The sequence below is a fragment of the Bradyrhizobium sp. A5 genome, from assembly GCF_042076515.1.
Taxonomy (GTDB): Bacteria; Pseudomonadota; Alphaproteobacteria; order Rhizobiales; family Xanthobacteraceae; genus Bradyrhizobium; species Bradyrhizobium cosmicum.
This window is the reverse complement of the sequence record NZ_CP148990.1, coordinates 2,144,313-2,161,816: the sequence shown is the minus strand read 5'-3', so window position 1 is coordinate 2,161,816 and position 17,504 is coordinate 2,144,313. Positions and strand designations below refer to the sequence as shown.

Annotated in this window: 15 protein-coding genes; 6 read left to right on the top strand and 9 right to left on the bottom strand. The window is 62.6% G+C overall.

Going from position 1 to position 17,504, the window contains the following annotated elements; all coding sequences use genetic code 11:
- Positions 1-34: 34 nt before the first annotated feature.
- From WHZ77_RS10210 to WHZ77_RS10200, 3 genes are all read right to left on the bottom strand, one after another.
- Positions 35-2,386 carry a bifunctional salicylyl-CoA 5-hydroxylase/oxidoreductase gene (locus WHZ77_RS10210; protein WP_375313558.1) on the bottom strand — a complete coding sequence of 784 codons (2,352 nt, stop codon included), beginning with the start codon at positions 2,384-2,386 and terminating at the stop codon, positions 35-37.
- A gap of 97 nt (positions 2,387-2,483) precedes the next feature.
- Positions 2,484-3,320 (bottom strand): enoyl-CoA hydratase family protein, encoded by an 837-nt coding sequence (locus tag WHZ77_RS10205; RefSeq protein WP_375313557.1) that lies wholly within the window; start codon positions 3,318-3,320, stop codon positions 2,484-2,486.
- 44 nt (positions 3,321-3,364) lie between these two features.
- Entirely contained in the window at positions 3,365-4,126 is a 762-nt protein-coding gene (locus tag WHZ77_RS10200; protein WP_375313556.1) for an SDR family NAD(P)-dependent oxidoreductase, read from the bottom strand.
- 215 nt (positions 4,127-4,341) lie between these two features.
- Between WHZ77_RS10200 and WHZ77_RS10195 the strand changes: the two genes are divergently transcribed.
- From WHZ77_RS10195 to WHZ77_RS10175, 5 genes are read left to right on the top strand one after another with little or no spacing between them, the layout of a single operon-like run.
- A complete protein-coding gene (locus WHZ77_RS10195) occupies positions 4,342-5,139 on the top strand; it encodes an alpha/beta fold hydrolase (RefSeq protein ID WP_375313555.1) in 798 nt (265 codons plus the stop codon).
- Positions 5,140-5,151: 12 nt separating this feature from the next.
- A complete protein-coding gene (locus WHZ77_RS10190; protein WP_375313554.1) occupies positions 5,152-6,441 on the top strand; it encodes an acyl-CoA dehydrogenase family protein in 1,290 nt (429 codons plus the stop codon).
- Positions 6,442-6,443: 2 nt separating this feature from the next.
- Positions 6,444-7,970 carry a class I adenylate-forming enzyme family protein gene (locus WHZ77_RS10185; protein WP_375313553.1) on the top strand — a complete coding sequence of 509 codons (1,527 nt, stop codon included), beginning with the start codon at positions 6,444-6,446 and terminating at the stop codon, positions 7,968-7,970.
- Entirely contained in the window at positions 7,967-9,055 is a 1,089-nt protein-coding gene (locus WHZ77_RS10180; protein WP_375313552.1) for an NAD/NADP octopine/nopaline dehydrogenase family protein, read from the top strand. Before WHZ77_RS10185 ends, WHZ77_RS10180 begins: the two co-directional genes overlap by 4 nt.
- Before the next feature lie 3 nt (positions 9,056-9,058).
- Positions 9,059-10,051: a 3-hydroxybutyryl-CoA dehydrogenase gene (locus WHZ77_RS10175; RefSeq protein ID WP_375313551.1), complete on the top strand. Its 993-nt coding sequence runs from the start codon at positions 9,059-9,061 to the stop codon at positions 10,049-10,051.
- Here WHZ77_RS10175 and WHZ77_RS10170 read toward each other — a convergent pair.
- The 6 genes from WHZ77_RS10170 to WHZ77_RS10145 all read right to left on the bottom strand — a co-directional run bounded on the left by WHZ77_RS10170 (position 10,048) and on the right by WHZ77_RS10145 (position 16,407).
- Positions 10,048-11,094, bottom strand: a complete 1,047-nt coding sequence (locus WHZ77_RS10170) for a peptidase M29 (RefSeq protein ID WP_375313550.1) — start codon at positions 11,092-11,094, stop codon at positions 10,048-10,050. The two genes, WHZ77_RS10175 and WHZ77_RS10170, sit on opposite strands and share 4 nt — an antisense overlap.
- Positions 11,095-11,131: 37 nt before the next feature.
- A complete protein-coding gene (locus WHZ77_RS10165; protein WP_375313549.1) occupies positions 11,132-11,899 on the bottom strand; it encodes an ABC transporter permease in 768 nt (255 codons plus the stop codon).
- A complete protein-coding gene (locus WHZ77_RS10160; RefSeq protein ID WP_375313548.1) occupies positions 11,896-12,681 on the bottom strand; it encodes an ABC transporter permease in 786 nt (261 codons plus the stop codon). Before WHZ77_RS10160 ends, WHZ77_RS10165 begins: the two co-directional genes overlap by 4 nt.
- Complete coding sequence (locus WHZ77_RS10155) at positions 12,678-13,523, bottom strand: ABC transporter ATP-binding protein (RefSeq protein ID WP_375313547.1); 846 nt, start codon at positions 13,521-13,523, stop codon at positions 12,678-12,680. The genes WHZ77_RS10160 and WHZ77_RS10155 overlap by 4 nt, the downstream gene beginning before the upstream one ends.
- 126 nt (positions 13,524-13,649) lie before the next feature.
- A complete protein-coding gene (ilvD, locus tag WHZ77_RS10150; RefSeq protein ID WP_375313546.1) occupies positions 13,650-15,344 on the bottom strand; it encodes a dihydroxy-acid dehydratase in 1,695 nt (564 codons plus the stop codon).
- 79 nt (positions 15,345-15,423) lie between these two features.
- Positions 15,424-16,407, bottom strand: a complete 984-nt coding sequence (locus WHZ77_RS10145; protein WP_375313545.1) for an ABC transporter substrate-binding protein — start codon at positions 16,405-16,407, stop codon at positions 15,424-15,426.
- Positions 16,408-16,575: 168 nt separating this feature from the next.
- Here WHZ77_RS10145 and WHZ77_RS10140 point away from each other — a divergent pair, with 168 nt between their 5' ends.
- Entirely contained in the window at positions 16,576-17,484 is a 909-nt protein-coding gene (locus WHZ77_RS10140; protein WP_375313544.1) for an NAD(P)-dependent oxidoreductase, read from the top strand.
- The last annotated feature ends 20 nt before the right edge of the window (positions 17,485-17,504 follow it).

Below are 17,504 nucleotides of genomic sequence, written 5' to 3'. Positions count from 1 at the left end.
CACGCCAGGCAATGGGTTAACGTCGCACGGGCGGTCACTCCGCCGCAAGCGGCTTTGTCGCCTCCGCCTTGAGCTCGGCCCGTGTCTTGGGCTTAGCCTTAATTCTCAGCTCATCGAGATCCTGCCTGTCGCGCACGCTGTTGCGGAAAATCTGCTCTTTTCCGGGCAGATATTGCGGCGGGCAGAACGCCCCGTCCGCCCCGTACCAGGCCGCCGCCTTCATGGTGAAGAACGGATCGACCAGATGCGGCCGCCCGAGCGCCACGAGGTCGGCGCGGCCAGCGGCCAAAATGGTGTTGGCCTGGTCCGCCGTCGTGATGTTGCCGACACACATGGTGGCGACACGCGCCTCGTTGCGGACCTGGTCGGAGAACGGCGTCTGGAACATGCGCCCGTAGACCGGCTGTGCATCGCGTACGGTCTGCCCAGTCGAGACATCGACGAGATCGACGCCGGCCTCGGCAAAGGCGCGCGCGATGGCAACGGCGTCATCGCCCGTGATGCCGCCGTCCGCCCAGTCGGTTGCGGAAATGCGCACCGACATCGGCTTGTGCTTCGGCCACACCGCTCGAAGCGCCTCGAAGACCTCAACCGGAAATCGCAGGCGGTTGGCAAGCGAGCCGCCGTAGTCATCGGAGCGCGTGTTCGTCAACGGCGAGATGAAGCTCGCAAGCAGATACCCGTGGGCACAGTGAAGTTCGAGCATGTCGAAGCCACAGCGCTCGCCGCGCTCCGCCGCCGCGACGAACGAATCTTTCACCGCGTTCATGCCGGCGCGATCAAGCTCGCGCGGCACCTGGCTGTCAGGAAAATAGGGCAGCGGCGACGCCGAGAACAACTCCCAGCCACCCTCGTCCAGCGGACGATCCATGCCGTCCCACATCAGTTTAGTCGCGCCCTTGCGGCCGGCATGCCCCAGTTGCAGGCAAATCTTCGTAGCCGAGTTGACGTGGACGAAATCAACGATGCGGCGCCACGCGGTCTCCTGCTCGTCGTTCCACAGCCCGGCGCAACCGGGCGTGATCCGGGCGTCGCGACTGACGCAGGTCATTTCCGTGAAGATCAGGCCAGCACCGCCGATCGCGCGGGAGCCGTAATGAACCAGATGGAAGTCGGTCGGCACGCCTTCCTTCGCGGAATACATGCACATTGGCGACACCACAGCGCGATTGGCAATCTCCATCTCACGCAGGCGGAACGGCTGGAACAGCGGCACCACCGGCCTGTCGGTGTTGACGTCGAAGCCATTACTACGAACCTGCTTTGCGAAGGACTTCTCAACCTCGGCAACGAAATCCGGCGCGCGGAGTTTCAGATTGTCATAGGTGATCGCCTTCGAGCGCGTCATCACGCCGAAGGCGAACTGCACCGGATCAAACTCCCAGAAGCGATCGACGTGCTCGAACCAGACCAGAGAGACGTCGGCGGCATGCTGCGTCTTCTCGACCTCCTCGCGCCGACCGTGCTCGTACACCTCCAGCGCGGCCTCGATGCTGGGCGCTCTCTTCAACGCCTCGGATAGCGCGATCGCATCTTCCATCGCGAGCTTGGTGCCGGAACCGATCGAGAAATGCGCGCTCGCCTTGGCGTCGCCGAGCAGCACCATGTTGTCCTTGACCCAGCGCTTGCTGCGGATCATCGGGAAATTGCGCCACATCGAGCGGTTGGTGAGCAGCTTATGCCCGTCGAGGAACCAGCCGAAGATGTCGGCCATGCGCGCGGCGGACTGGGTCTCGTTCAGCCCCGTCAGCCCCGCGCGCTCGAACGTCTCCGGATCAGTCTCGAAAATCCAGGTCGAGTGCCCGGCCTCGTACTGATAGGCGTGGGCGATGAACGGGCCCCACTCCGTCTCTTGGAAGATGAAAGTGAAGGCATCGAGCGGCCTGGTCGAGCCCATCCAGGCGAACTTGTTGGAGCGGAGATCGACCTCGGGCTGGAAATGATCGACATATTTTTCGCGAAAGCGGCTGTTGATGCCGTCGGCGATCAGAACGAGATCGGCATCGGCGAAGCGGGATTCGTCCTCGATATCCACTTCGAAATGCAAGACGACGCCGAGCTCGCGCGCGCGCTCCTGGAGGATCAGGAGCAGCTTCTGCCGCGAGCAGCCACAAAAACCGTTACCGCCGACCCGGTGGACGGTGCCGCGGAAATGCACGGCGATGTCGTCCCAATAGGCGAACTCCTGGGTGATGCGGCGATAGCTCGGAAGATCGTGTTTCTCGAAATTGTCGAGCGTCGCGTCGGAGAACACGACGCCGAAACCGAACGTGTCGTCGGCACGGTTACGCTCATACACGGCGATATCAGCGCTCGGGCGCTGCTTCTTGAGCAGAATCGCTGCGTAGAGACCCGCAGGTCCACCACCGATAATCGCGACTTTCATGGGAGCCTCGCCAATTGACCCGGCGAAATTATTTTAACCCTAAAATAATATCGCGCAAGTCCCCGTCACTGGCCTCCCGCAGGAATGGCCCGCCGGCTCAGTCGCCCCTGAAGACCGGCTTGACCTTGTTGGCGAAGGCTTCAAATGCGCGCTCGAAATCGGCCGTCGTCATGCACAGCGCTTGTGCAACGGCTTCCGCCTCGATCGCCTCTTCCACCGACATCGCCCATTCCATGGCCAGCATGCGCTTGGTCATGGTGTTTCCGAAGGTCGGGCCGTCCGCGACCTGTTTGGCCAGCAGTTGCGCCTGCGGCAGCACCTGCTCGGGCGTGACGATGCGGCTGAAGAAGCCCCAGCGCTCGCCTTCCTCAGCGGTCATGAACCGGCCGGTGTAGAGCAGTTCGGAAGCGCGGGATTGTCCGATGATCCTTGGCAGGATCGCGCAGGCGCCCATGTCGCAGCCGCCAAGACCAACCTTGTTGAAAAGGAACGCCACCTTGGCGCCACTCGCCGCGAGGCGCATGTCCGAAGCCATGGCAATGATCGCGCCGGCGCCAGCGCAAATGCCCTCGACCGCGGCGACGATCGGCTGCGGGCAGGCCCGCATCGCCTTGACGAGGTCGCCAGTCATCCGCGTGAACGCCGTCAGCCCCTTGGTATCCATCTTCACGAGCGGGCCGATGATCTCGAACACATCACCGCCGGACGAGAAATTGCCACCGGCACCGGTGATGACGACAGTCTTGACCGTGTCGTCGAACGCACACGCGCGGAAGAAATCCGTCAGCTCCCGATAGCTCTCGAAGGTCAGCGGATTCTTGCGCTCGGGGCGATTGAGCGTCACGGTGGCAACACCTTCAACAACGGCCAGCAGGAAATGCTGCGGCGAATAGTCTGCAAGCGGCAAGGTCACGGGATTGGCTGGTCTGCTCATGCGATCTCCTTAAGCTTCCTTGTTCCGTGACTGCGCCGTACGCGCTAGATTTCACCACCGGCCACGGCAATTGCCTGCCCGGTGATCGCGCTGGCGCCAGCGCCGCACAACCAAAGAACCGCGTCCGCCACCTCCTGAGGCGCGATCAGCCGTCCCTGCGGATTGTGCTTGGCCAGTTCGGCAATTGCCTGCTCGCGGGTTCGTCCCGTCTTCTTCATGATGTTTTCGATGCTGCCGGCGACAAGATCAGTATCGGTAAAGCCGGGACACACCGCATTCACGGTCACATCGCTCCCCGCCATCTCAAGAGCAAGCGAACGCACCAGACCGACCACGGCGTGTTTTGCGGCACTGTACGCGCTGACATAGGCATAGCCCTTCAGGCCCGCAGTCGACGCAACTGCGACGATGCGGCCATAAGGGCGGTCCTTCATCCCCGGCAACACAGCATGGACGGCATGGACCACGCCCATGAAATTGACGTCCATCATGCGCGCAAACAGTGCACTATCCGATTTTGAGAACGGCGCGGATTCGGCACTGCCCGCGTTGGCGACCAGGATATCGATCGGCTTTCGCGCTTGCGCTTCGGCCACCGCTGTCTTCAGCGCAGCTTCATCCGAGACGTCGGCGACGGCCGCAAAGTGCGCAGCTCCCGCATTGACCGCCTCTTCGAGGGTTGCGGCATTCCGCCCAAGCACCGTAACCGTGGCGCCAGCTCCAGCCAAAGCCCCTGCAATCGCACGACCGATGCCGCGGCCGCCACCGGTCACCAGTGCGTGCGGCGAATGCGGCAATCCGGACATGCACTAACTCTCCCTGACGCAGTTGCGGGTCTAACGATATATTTTAAACTTCAAGCTTTTGCAACGAAGCGTCCGCTGAAGCGTCGCACACAGGACAGCGCCGAAGACCGGCCTGAAAATTGCTTTAAGTATAAAATTATCTCTTCCCATCGCCCGCAGGCCTGTTAGCATCGCCTGGCCGAGCAAAAGGATGTCGCGTGTCGCAGCCTGCGCCAATGATAACAAAGGACGGACGCTTCGCCTACGAAGCTGCAGGCGAGCCGGGCGCGATACCTCTGATTTTCCTCCATGGTATCGGCGGCGCAGCGCGGGCCTGGCGGCAGCAGCTTGCCACATTCGGCAACCGCTTCCGCGCGATCGCATGGGACATGCCGGGCTATGGCGGATCTGCACCGCTCGCCAGCGTCAGCATCGCTGCCCTGGCCGATGCCCTTCAGCAATTCATCGAGCAAATCGGCGCGGCGAAGCCTATTCTGGTGGGCCATTCGATCGGCGGCATGATCGTTCAGAAGTGGCTGGCGCAATCGCCGGGACTTGCACGGGCGGTCGTGCTGGCACAGACCAGCCCGGCCTTTGGCAAGGCCGACGGCGACTGGCAGAAATCGTTCATCGCTGCACGGCTCGGGCCGCTCGATCGCGGGGAGACGATGAAGTCGCTCGCCCCTTCCCTGGTGAAGGAGCTCGTCGGTGACAATCCCGATCCGAAGGGGATGGAGCTTGCTTGCGAGTGCATGGCAGCCGTGCCGGAGGCGAGCTATCGCGCCATGATGCTCGCCTTGATCGGGTTTGACCAGCGTAGCACGCTCAAGGACATTTCCGTGCCGACGTTGCTCTTGTCCGGCTCCAGGGACAACAATGCGCCCGCACCGATGATGGCGAAGACCGCCACCTACATTCCTTCGGCCGAATATATCGAGCTCCCCGGCGTCGGCCACCTCGCCAACCTCGAACGTCCCGATGCCTTTGACGAGGCTCTCGGCCGGTTCCTAAACTCCATCGCGACCAAAGCGTAAGGTGACTGCGCAATGACCATGCAAGTCAGCAAGAACATCCGTGCAACCGACAAGGTCGCGCTGGATGCGCCGATCTTCGATCCCGTTGCATTCCGCTTGAATGACGAGCAGGCCGGCATCATCACGCGTGCACGAGAGATCGGTCAGAGCGTGTTCGCCGGTCGTGCAGCCACCTACGATCGCGAGGCGGTCTTCCCGAGCGAGAATTATCGTGATCTGCATCGCGTCGGCCTGCTCGGAATTGCCGTCCCCAAGAAGCACGGCGGCCTTGGCGCGGACTACCAGACGTACGCGTTGGCGGCCGCCGAGATCGGGCGCTATTGCGGCGCAACCGCGCTCACCTGGAACATGCATGTCTGCTCGACACTATGGTCGGGCCCGCTTGCCGACGACCTCGACATGGACGCAGAGACCCGCGCCGAGCACGAGCGGCGGCGCGCCGTCCACTACAAGCGCATCGTCGAGGACGGCGCGATCTATTCACAGCCCTTCTCCGAGGGCGGCGCTGCGGCCGCAGGTGGCGTTGCCTTCGGCACGGAAGCAAAGCCGGTCGCGGGCGGCTGGATCGTCAACGGGAAGAAGATCTTTGCATCGCTGTCCGGCCATGCTGACTATTACGGCGTGCTCTGCACCGAGATCGAGGAAGGCGAGAAGGCCTCGCGCCGCAACACCCTCTACCTCGCTATCTCCGCGAAATCGAAAGGTGTCTCTGTCGTCGGGGACTGGGATCCGCTCGGTATGCGCGGAACGGTCTCCCGGACACTTCTGTTCAAGGACGTGTTCGTACCGGGGGATTCTGCGCTGATGCCGCGCGGCGTCTATTTTCAGGCTGCGATGCGCTGGCCGCACATGTTCCTGACGCTGTCGCCGACCTATATGGGCCTTGCGCAAGCCGCCTACGATTTCACCGTGCGCTATCTACGCGGCGAGGTGCCGGGAATGCCGCCGGTCAAGCGCCGGATGTATCCGACCAAGCAGATTGCGGTCGCACAGATGCAGATCAAGCTCGAGCAGATCAAGGCAATCTGGTTCCAGGCCGTTACCGAAGCCTGCGCCAATCCGAGCAAGGAGCAGGTGCTGCGCGCCTATGCCGCGCAATACTCGGTGATGGAGGGTGCCAACGAGTTGGCGGCGCTCGCGATCCGCACTTGTGGCGGTCAGGCCATGCTTCGGTCGCTGCCGCTCGAGCGCATCTATCGCGACAGCCGCTGCGGCTCGCTGATGCTGCCCTGGACGGCGGAGCTATGCCTCGACCGGATCGGCCGCGAGGCGCTGTACGAGGCCGGCGAAACGGACGACTGACAGTGGATCTCTGTAGTCTGATCGACCGCAACGCGGCCTTCGCGCCAGATAAGACGGCCATTTCCTTCGAGGGGGAACGGCTGAGCTACGGCGAATTCGCAGCACGCATCGGGCGGACTGCCACGGCTTTGAAGGAGGAGCTCGGCGTCGGCCGAGGCGACCGCGTCGCGATCCTGAGTTTGAACCGGCCGGACTATCTGGTTCTACTCTACGCATGCGCGCGACTCGGCGCGATGCTGGTGCCGCTGAACTGGCGGCTCGCCGTCGCCGAGCAGCTCTTCATTCTCACCGATGCGGGCGCCAAGGTGCTGGTGCTCGAGCAAGCATTCGAGGGCGTTCTTCCCGGGCTTGCATCGGGAACAGCCGCCATCGGGTTCGATTTCACGCCACCTCATGGCGCGACATTCGCGGCTTTGCTGGCTCGCAGCGAAGGCAACGGCCGCAACCCGCATACCGATCTCTCCTGCCCGCTGCTGATCGTGTACACGTCCGGAACCACCGGGCGGCCGAAAGGCGCGGTGCTGCGCCAGGAGGCGTTGTTCTGGAACGGCGTCATGAGCCAGCATATGCACAACATGACGTCTGACGATCATGTGCTGACGGTATTGCCGTTCTTTCACGTCGGCGGCCTCAACATCCAGACCACCCCGGCGCTTCAGCTGGGCGCGACCGTCACGATCCACGCTCGGTTCACACCGGACACCGCGCTCGCAGCCATCGAGCGCGAGCGGCCAACACTGACCGTGATGGTGCCGGCGATCATCCAGGCCGTGAGCGAGCATCCCGCCTGGGCCACCGCCGATCTCTCGTCGCTAAGGGCCGTCGCCACCGGCTCGACCATCGTGCCGCTGCACCTGATCGATCGTATCGCCTCGCGCGGAGTGCCGGTGCTTCAGGTCTACGGCTCGACGGAAACTTGCCCCATTGCCGTTTACACCCGGCTTGGCGGCGATCTTTCGCGCGCGGGATCAACCGGACTTGCCGGCCTGTGCTGCGAGGCGAAGGTGGTCGATCAGGCCGGTACTGAAGTGCCAGCGGGCACGCCGGGCGAGATCGCGTTGCGCGGCCCTAACGTGTTCTTTGAATATTGGGGCAATGCGGATGCAACGCGCGATGCGCTGCACGACGGCTGGTATCGTACCGGCGATATCGGCTTGTGCGATGCGGACGGCTATTTCTGGGTCCGCGATCGCAAGAAGAATATGATCATTTCCGGCGGCGAAAACGTCTATCCTGCCGAGGTCGAACGAGTGCTGCTCAAGCATCCCGATGTCAGCGAGTGCGCCGTGATCGGCAGGCCGGACCCGCGCTGGGACGAGGTGCCGATCGCCTATGTGATCCGGCGATCCGGATGCAAGCTCGAGGCGGACGAGCTGAGAGCACATCTTCAGATCCAGCTCGCCCGTTACAAGATTCCGCGCGACATCGTCTTCGTGACCGACCTGCCGCGCACCGCGCTGGGAAAGGTCCAGCATTTCCTGCTGAAGCAGCTTGATGCGCAGGCGCGCGCGCAAGGAGAAGCATCTTGAAGATCGCGGTTCTGGGTGGGGGAAACGGTTCTTTCGCGGCCGCGGGCGACTTCGCGCTATCGGGCCATGAGGTCCGGCTCTGGCGCCGTGATGCAGAGGCGGTCGCAGCGCATCGCGCCGCCGGCTCGCGCATCCTGGTGAAGGACCATAACGGCCGTCACGACGTAAAACTGGCGCTGGTGACGACAGATATCGCCGAGGCTATCGGCGGCACCGAGCTGATCCTGTGCCCCGCCCCCGCTTTCGCACAGAACGACATTGCGCGGCTCCTTGCGCCGCACCTGCGGGACGCACAGGTCGTGTTTCTCCCACCTGCCACATTCGGCTCGATGATCTTCGCACAGGCTGCGCGGGATGCCGGCAATCCCGCCAAAGCGAGCTTTGCGGAGACTGGCACATTGCCCTGGCTGACCCGCAAGCACGGGCCATTCGAGGTCGCGATCACGATCCGTGCCAAACGATTGCCGGTCGGCGTGTTTCCCCTCGACCGGGCGCCGCACGCGCTAGAGGTGATCGAACGCGCGTTTCCGGATGCGATCGAGCCGTGTGGAGACGCGCTGTCCGGGGCACTGATGAACGCGGGCCCCATCATCCATCCGCCGCTGATCGTGATGAACGCAGGGCCAATCGAACATTTCGAGCGGTGGGACATTCACAAGGAAGGAACGCAAGCCGCGATCCGGCAGGTTACCGACGCGCTTGACGCCGAGCGGATCACGGTGCGCGAGGCGCTTGGATACGGCGCGCCGCATTTTCCGCTCGCTCACCACTATGCTGGGGAAGGCGAGATCTGGATGTATGGCCGCGGCTCGCATGATCGGCTGACCGATTCCGGCGACTGGCGTGAACGCATCGTGCTGACCGAGCACCGCTATATGCGCGAGGATCTGCGGCTGGGGCTTTCGCTGCTGGTCTCCATCGCTGGCCTGGCAGGGGTGGCCACGCCGCTGGCGAAAGCCTTTCTGGCCATCGGCGGCGCGGTCTGCGGAGAGGATTTTGCGCGAGGGGGGCGGACGCTTGAGACGATGGGGCTAGGCAATCTCGCCAGGACCGAATTGCAGGCGCTTCTTCGCACGGGGTTTTAGCCGATGACCACTCGCGCCAACATTGCCTGTCTCGGAGCCGGCCGCATGGGGCGCGGCATCGCGGTAGCGTTCGCATACGCAGGCCACCGGGTCACCATGATCGACGTCAAGGCCCGCTCCGCCGAAGACTTCTCCAAGCTGGAGGCGGACGCGCTCGGCGAAGTCAGGAAGACATTTGCCAGCCTATCGAAGCTTGGGCTACTGGCCGAGGCCGATGTCGACCCGCTCATAGCGCGTGTTTCGGTCGTGCCCGCCGCACAAAGCAATGCAGTGCTGTCCGAGACCGGAATGGTCTTCGAGGGCGTTCCAGAGGTCGTCGAGCTCAAACGGGAGGTGTTGGGGGCAGCTTCAAAGCAGGTCGGACCGGGCACGATCATCGCATCGACGACGTCGACCATCCTCGTCGACGATCTATCCGGCGCGATCGAAAATCCTCGCCGCTTTCTCAACGTGCACTGGCTCAACCCGGCCTATCTGATCCCGCTGGTGGAAGTTTCGCCCGGCAAAGCGACCGACCCTGCCATCATCGACGAAGTCAAGGCACTGCTCGAAGGCATCGGCAAGGTGCCGGTGGTCTGCGCCGCGACGCCAGGCTTCATCGTCCCGCGCATCCAGGCGCTGGCGATGAACGAAGCCGCGCGCATGGTCGAGGAAGGCGTCGCCAGCGCCGAGGAGATCGACAAGGCGATCCGCTACGGCTTCGGCTTCCGCTACGCCGTGCTTGGACTGCTCGAATTCATCGACTGGGGCGGCGGCGACATCCTGTATTACGCCAGCCGCTATCTCGAAGGCGCGCTCGGCAGCGACCGCTATCGCGCGCCGGACGTCATTTCGCGAAACATGCAGGAGGGGCGGATCGGTCTGCGAACGGGCGCAGGCTTTCTTGACTATTCCGGCCTCGACGTCGACGCATATCGGGCAAAGCGGCTCCAGGCCATGGTCGACCTGCTCCGCCACTTCGACCTGGCTCGCCCGCCCGTGCTCGATCGGAGCTAGCCGAAGACATCCTGAAGCACGCCTTCGCGAACGACCGCCACACCATCGAGCTCGATAGTCGTTCCCATCATCGGCAAGTCGAAATGGCCGGCCGTATAGCGGCCGGCGAATTCATTCGCGCCGGTCGAGAACAAGAAGTTGCCGGAAACGGCGCGAATTTCGGTGCCGTTGGTGTCGCGCTGATCGTACATCGACAGCGCCTCGTAGCGAGCTCCGGGGTTCATGCCGAACCCAATATGTGACACCGCATAGGCCTCACGATCGCCCCAGGCGGCGAGATAGGCGCGCATCATCGCGGCATCCGTCCCGTCGCCTTCCAACTCGACGACATAATCGTCCTTCAACGTCATCTTCACCGGCGAGGTCAGATAGCGCTTGAAGGTCAGGTTGATGTCGCCGGGCGCCATCACCAGCGTGCCGTTGATCGTTCCGCTCTTGGGGAAGCTGACGACGATACCGCCGGGCCAGTGCGCCAGCGTGCCGGGTTTGTCGGTCCAGCCCCACACTCCGACTGTTGAAGCACCGACCATATCGATATCGAGCGCGGTTCCGGCTTTCGAGCTGACGCGCATGCGTTTGGTTCCGCGCAACATCTTCGCCGCTGCCCGCACACGCTTCTCAAGCGCTGAATCCGGAACCATCCGCTCCAGCGCCTCGGGATGCTCGTTAGAAATTACCAGGATCCGCGCGCCAGCCTTGAGAATCTCAGGCGTCTCCGCCGCATGCATCAGCCCTTCGATGGTGCAATCCACCACGAAGCCGGCCTGCTGAAGCGCGGTGATCACCGGGCCGAGCCTCTGGATCGCCTCGCTCGCTCCCGTCGAGCGAACCGGAACGATATTCCTGTTACGCGGTGTCGGCATCACCACGTGAAACGGCCGCGCCCCCATCCGCAGCAGAGCAAGCTCTGCCAGATGCACATTCAGCGCGCGCGATTGGGTCTCCGAGAGGATCGCGGCAGTATCGCCAGCCTTGACGGCACAACGCTCAAAGATCTCGCAAAATGCGTCGATCCATTTGGCCTCGATGCGATCCGCCAGCATGCTTCACTCCCGGTCTTCTGGTTTCTTGTCAGTCAAATTACGCCTCGGGGAAGCCCCGCAACAGGTACGATCGTAGGACGCCCAACAAGCCGTTCAGGATCAACCCCAAGAGCGAGATCGTAATCAACGGCACGAACATGTCGACGGCCTGAAAGGTCCGGGCCGCTGTCACGAGCACATGGCCAAGCCCGTCCGTCGATGTGATCATCTCGGCCAGAAACACCACGATGCAGGAAATGACAAGGCCGATCCTGCAGCCGGTCAGAATCGACGGCATCGCCGCCGGCAGCACCACCTTGAACAGAATCTCATAGCGCGGCGTTCCTGCCGCCATAGCCGACCAGATCAGCTTTTGCTCGACAGTGGACGCGCCGTAGTAGGTGGACAGCAAGATCGGAAAGAGAGCGTCCGCCGCCACCAGGGTGATCTTTGATCCATGGCCAAAGCCCAGCAGCAGCAGCAGCGCCGGATAGAGCGCGACCTTCGGCAGCGGCGCCAAGACACGCACGATCGGGCGGACCACAGCATTGATCGCGGGACTCACGGCAGCCGCAATGCCGATGCTGACACCGAGCACGACAGCGATCGCGAACCCGGCAAACAGCCGGATCAGGGTCGCCGCGATCTCCTGCTGAAACGTCCAGGTCACGAGCTGCTGGAGCAGCCGGCTGAAGACGAATCCCGGCGGCGGCAGCAAGACCGCAGGCGCAAAGCCAAATGACACAAGGCCTTGCCACACCGCGATCATCAGAACGATTGGCACGATTCCGAGAAAGACACTTGATGGGAAAACGCGTGACGTCATGAGAAGCTCAGCGGCATGTCGAACTGAGGCTCAGACCAGCGCACAAGCCTTGCGCGGACTTGCTCGAAGATCGCATCGAGGCAAATCCCCATCGCTCCCACGATGATGATCATGGCGAAGACGGTGTCGTATTGCCCCATGTCGAGCGCGTTGAACAGGATGTTGCCCGCGCCGGACTGACGGGCGATCATCTCGCTGGTGATCATGGTGATCAGCGCCAGCACGAGCCCCGTGCGGCATCCGGTCAGTATCTCCGGCAGTGCAGCGGGCAACACGATCCGGACCAGACGTTGCACCGCTGATAGCCCCATCGCAGCGCCCGACCACATCATCTTCTCTTCGACCGCCCTGGCACCTTCAAAACTGTGATAGATCACCGGAAGACTGACGCCGAGAAAGATCACCAGCGTCTTCGTGATATCACCGACCCCCAGCCAAAGCATGATGATCGGCATCAGGGCTGCCTTCGGAACCGGGTAGATCACCATCAGAAGCGGATTGAAGAAAGCTGCCACCGCCCGGCTACGGCCCATCAACAAGCCGAGCGGAATCGAGACGAGCACCGCCACACCGAATCCCATTGCCATGCGACGGAGCGAGGCCAGGATGTTGATCAAGGCCTCCTTGTCGCCAAGGATGTCGGGAATCGCCCGAAGCGCCTCGAGCGCGGTCGGAAAGCTGTCGTTCTTCAGCGCGAGCGATGCGACCTGCCACGTCGCCAGCAGACCGATGCAGGCAAGCACCGGCGCGGCCCGTCTGGCCAAAGCAGCCGGCGATGTCATAACGCCGATCCGCTCACGTCGACCTCGTCGAACATGCGTTCGATGTCGACGATATATTTCTGGTAGTGCGAATCCAGCAACAGCTCGTTGCGGCGGCGCGGCCGCGGCAGGTCGATGTCGATGACCTGCCGAATGCGGCCGGGAGATTTTGACATCATCACGACCTTGTCGGACAGGAACACTGCTTCATCGACGGAGTGGGTGACAAACAACACCGTCTTGCGGTCGCGTTCCCAGATGTTCAAAAGATCGTTCTGCAGGCGTGTCCGTGTGTGTGCGTCGAGCGCGCCGAACGGCTCGTCCATCAACAGGACTTCGGGATGGTAAGCGAGCGTCCGGGCGAGCGCCACGCGCTGCTTCATTCCGCCTGACAGCTCTTTGGGATAGAAATTCTCGTAACCTTTGAGACCAACCATTTCAAGCAGAGCACGGCTCTGCGCTTCCGCCTCAGTGGCACGCACACCTTGCTGGCGCGGACCATACATGACGTTCCCCAACACGGTCTTCCACGGAAACAGTGCGAACTCCTGAAACACCGGCCCGCGATCCGGCCCCGGTCCCGTGATCGTTTGCCCCTTCATCTTCGCCGCGCCGCTTGTCGGGCTAACGAAGCCGCCGACGATGTAAAGCAGTGTCGACTTGCCGCAGCCTGACGGCCCGAGGATGGAGACGAAAGCTCCCTCTTCGATCGCCAACGAGATGTCCGATAGCGCCAGATGATCCTTGCGCGCCGAGGTCTGAAAAACCTGCGAGACGCGGTCGATCTCGATGATCTTGGAAGCCGGCATTTGTGACGTCACCGGTTTCACCCATTCGCTCGATCTCGAAGGCATTACCTTCATCCCGCTTCTCACTTCACTTGCGCGCAACGACCGTGTTGTTACCCCTGCCGAATGTCCTCCTTCAGCGGCTTGAGCTTAGCAAGAAACCTGCCAGACGAGCGGTTGTTTTCGCAGGGGTGCGGCGCATCATTCGAACCATGGCCATTCTGCCGGACCTTCGTGTGTGACGGCTCCGCCGGGCGCCTGACCAACAAGCCGCGCATATTTCGCGAGCGCACCCGCGCGGTGCCGTGGCGGCCGCGGCTTCCAATCGCGTCGCCGCGCCGAGAATTCCTGCTCGTCGACCAGCATGTCCATCCGCCGGTTTGCGGCATCGATCCGGACTGTGTCGCCGTCGCGGACAAGCGCCAACGGACCGCCAACAAATGCTTCGGGAGACACGTAGCCGATACACATGCCGCGGGTCGCGCCGGAGAACCGGCCATCAGTGATCAGCGCCACTTTTTCGCCCATGCCCTGCCCGTAGATCAGCGCGGTGACGCCGAGCATCTCGCGCATGCCTGGGCCTCCGACGGGACCTTCGTTGCGGATGATGAGAACCTCACCCGCCTTATAGTTGCGGTCACGAACCGCTTTGACACACGCTTCCTCGTCCTCGAAGACGCGCGCAACGCCCTCGAAAAACTGGCTCTTCAAGCCAGCGACCTTGATCACGGCACCGTCTGGACAGAGGTTGCCCTTCAGAACCGCTACGCCGCCATCAGGCATGATGGGCGTACGGGAGGTGTAAACGACCTCGCCATCGGGCGCGTTGGCCGTCCCATATTCTTCGGCAAGCGTGCGGCCTGTAATGGTGATGCAATTACCGTCGATATGACCGCCCTGGATCAGTTCGCGGATCACCACCGCAGCGCCGCCGATGTCGTAGACGTCCTTCGCCGTGTACTTGCCCCCAGGTCGTAGATTTCCAATCAGCGGCGTTCTGGCGAAAACCTCGCCGACATCATCGATCGTGAACGCAATACCGGCCTCGTTCGCGATCGCAGGCAGATGCAGCGCAGCGTTGGTCGAACCGCCCGTCGCTGCAACGATCGCAGCGCCGTTCTCCAGGGATTTCCGCGTCACGATGTCGCGAGGCAGAGGCCCGCCGCGCTCCAGCATTTCCATCACCAGCCTCCCGGCGCGGCGCGAAATCTGGGCGCGCTCGGCGTAGACACCGGGCACCATCGAAACATTGGGAATGGTGAGGCCCATCGCTTCAGACACCATTCCCATCGTATTCGCGGTGAATTGCCCGGCGCATGCGCCGATGGTCGGCAGACAGGCGCGTTCGATCCGCTCGAGCGTAGCGCTATCGATCTCACCAGTCATGAAGCTGCCGACGGCCTCGTAGGAATCGAGCACCGTCAGGGTCCGACCGTCCACGCGCCCCGGCAGCGAGCTGCCACCGTAGATGAAAATGGACGGCACGTTGCAACGAACCATGCCCATCATCACACCGGGCAGCGTCTTGTCGCATCCCCCGTATCCGATCAGCGCATCATAGGCGAGACCATGGACGACAGCCTCGATCGAGTCGGCGATCAGTTCGCGCGAAAGCAGGGAAAACTTCATCCCCTCGTGATTCATGCTGATGCCGTCGGAAACCGACACGGTCGAGAACTCGCGCGGTGTGCCGCCGGCTTCCTCGATTCCCGTCTTGGCCGCGGCCACCTGGAAGTCGTGGGTCATATTGCAGGGCGTCTGCTCGCCCTTCATGCTGACGACGCCGACCATCGGCTTGGCAATCGCTGCGTCGTCAAGACCCATTGCGCGCATGAAAGCGCGGTGCGGAGCCCGGTCGAGGCCGTCTGTCGTTATCCGTGATCGCAACTTCTTCATACGTGCATCTTCTGCATGCAACGTCCCGGATTACACGGGACGCTGCGATCTCCCTGCTCGGATAATTGTGTCCGGCTGCCTACTCCAGCGGCGCGACGATCGTCGGATGCTTGAACTGCGCGGCGTCCAGCTTCGGCAGCATTCCCGTCTCGGCGTAGATATCCAGCATCTTCTGGATCGCGGGAAAGTTCGGAGCGGCGCCTGGATCGCGACCGAAATCGTTGTCCTTGAGCAGGTAAGTCTCAAGAACCGGAATGGGCGCCTTCAGAACTTCATTGACGACCTTCAAGGTCTCTTCACGGTTTGCCAGCGCCTTCTTCATGCCTGACGTGATGTCGTGGACATAAGCCTTCACCAGATCCGGATTCTTGTCGACGAAATCAGCACGGCAGGCTTCCAGGATGTGTACGATGTTCGGCATGGCCTGCGACAGCGAGAACAGCTTCCTTGTGCCGCCTTTCGCCTCCGCGCGCGCGGCAAACGGCTGGTTCATGTTGACCGCATCGACCCGGCCCTGGCGCAGCGCATCTTCAGAGACGGCAAAGCCGACCTCGACCAGCTTGATATCCTTGGCCGGATCGACGCCATTCTGCTTGAGAAGCAGGTTGAATGGACCTTGCGTGCCGCCGCCGATCACGGAAATGCCGACCGTCTTTCCCTTGAGATCGGCAATCGTCTTGATCGGCGAGTCATCCATCACAGCCCAGTAGACCGAAAAACCGCCGGGCTTCTCGAAGACGTGCTGCGCCACGATGTAGGCCTTGAGATTGCCGCCAACCACGCCGTTGGCGAGCGAGAGCGGCGCCTGCGTCGCGCAATCGAGCGCACCGGCTGCCAAAGCCTGCGTCATCGGCGCCGTGCCCTGAAACTGGGTCCATTCGATGTTGTAGGCCTTGCCGATATTGGGAAATTCGGCCGGGCGACGCATCATCCAGTACTTGGACTCCTCAGCCGGGATGGTCCAGCCGACGCGGATCGTCTGCTGCGCCCATGACGGACCTGCGCCCGCGCTCACGGCCGCTGCCGCCCCCAAAGCCAGGATCCACTTCGAAACGGTTCGCATCGTGCCCACTCCGCTGCTCCGGCGCCAACCCGGCGCCACCCAACCCGGCCGGCTCAAACTGTTTCATGGTTCAAACAATCAGGCAAGCCATGCGAACCGAGCGGTTTCGCCGTCCGGTCTGCAATGTATGGTAAAGCGGCGTCGCGCTGCGACAGAAGGAGGCAACCTATGGCTGATGCGAGTAAGGCAAACGCGCCAGGCGTCGAGAGGCTCGGCTATGTCGGCCTTGGGCTGATGGGCGCACCCATGACCCGGCGCCTGCTCAAGGCCGGCTATCAAGTCAGCGTATGGAATCGCTCGGAAGGCAAGCTGGCTCCGCTCGTCGCGGAGGGCGCCAGGCGCGCCATCACGCCACGCGACGTGCTGGCCAACTCGGACACTGTGTTCATGTGCGTGACGGACGCGGCCGCCGTTGAGGAAGTGATTTTCGGGGCCGATGGCCTTGCAGCGGCTCCTGGCGCTGGCAAGCTCGTAGTCGACTTCTCATCGATCCACCCTTCAGCCGCGCGCGATCTTGCTGTGCGGCTGAAGGCTGCGAATGGCGCCGGCCTGATCGATGCACCGGTATCCGGCGGCACCAAGGGCGCCGAAGAAGGCACGCTTGCAATCATGGCAGGCGGAGATGCCAGCGACATCCAGAGGGTGCGGCCGTATGTGCTAGCCATGGCACGCAGGTTCACCCACATGGGTCCGACAGGCGCGGGCCAGACCACAAAGCTTTGCAACCAGGTGATCGTCGGATGCGCGATGGCTGTCCTGGCGGAAGCAACACGCCTTGCCGTGAACGCGGGAATTGACGCCAACCGATTGCCCGAAGCGCTCTCGGGCGGCTTCGCCGATTCCATTCCACTTCAGCTGTTTGTGCCCCGCATGGCTCAAGGCATTCACTCACCGCCACTCGGTCACGTCGCCACCATGCTCAAAGACCTCGATACTGTCGCCGACGTTGCACAGGCGACGTCGACGCCCGTGCCGATGGCATCGTTGGCCGGGCAGATCTTCAGGCTGGCCAAGGCTGCGCGGGGAGCCGATGCGGACGCGTTGGAGATCTACAAGCTTTCAGCAGCGGAGCGTTGAGCCATCTGGGGTATACTGAA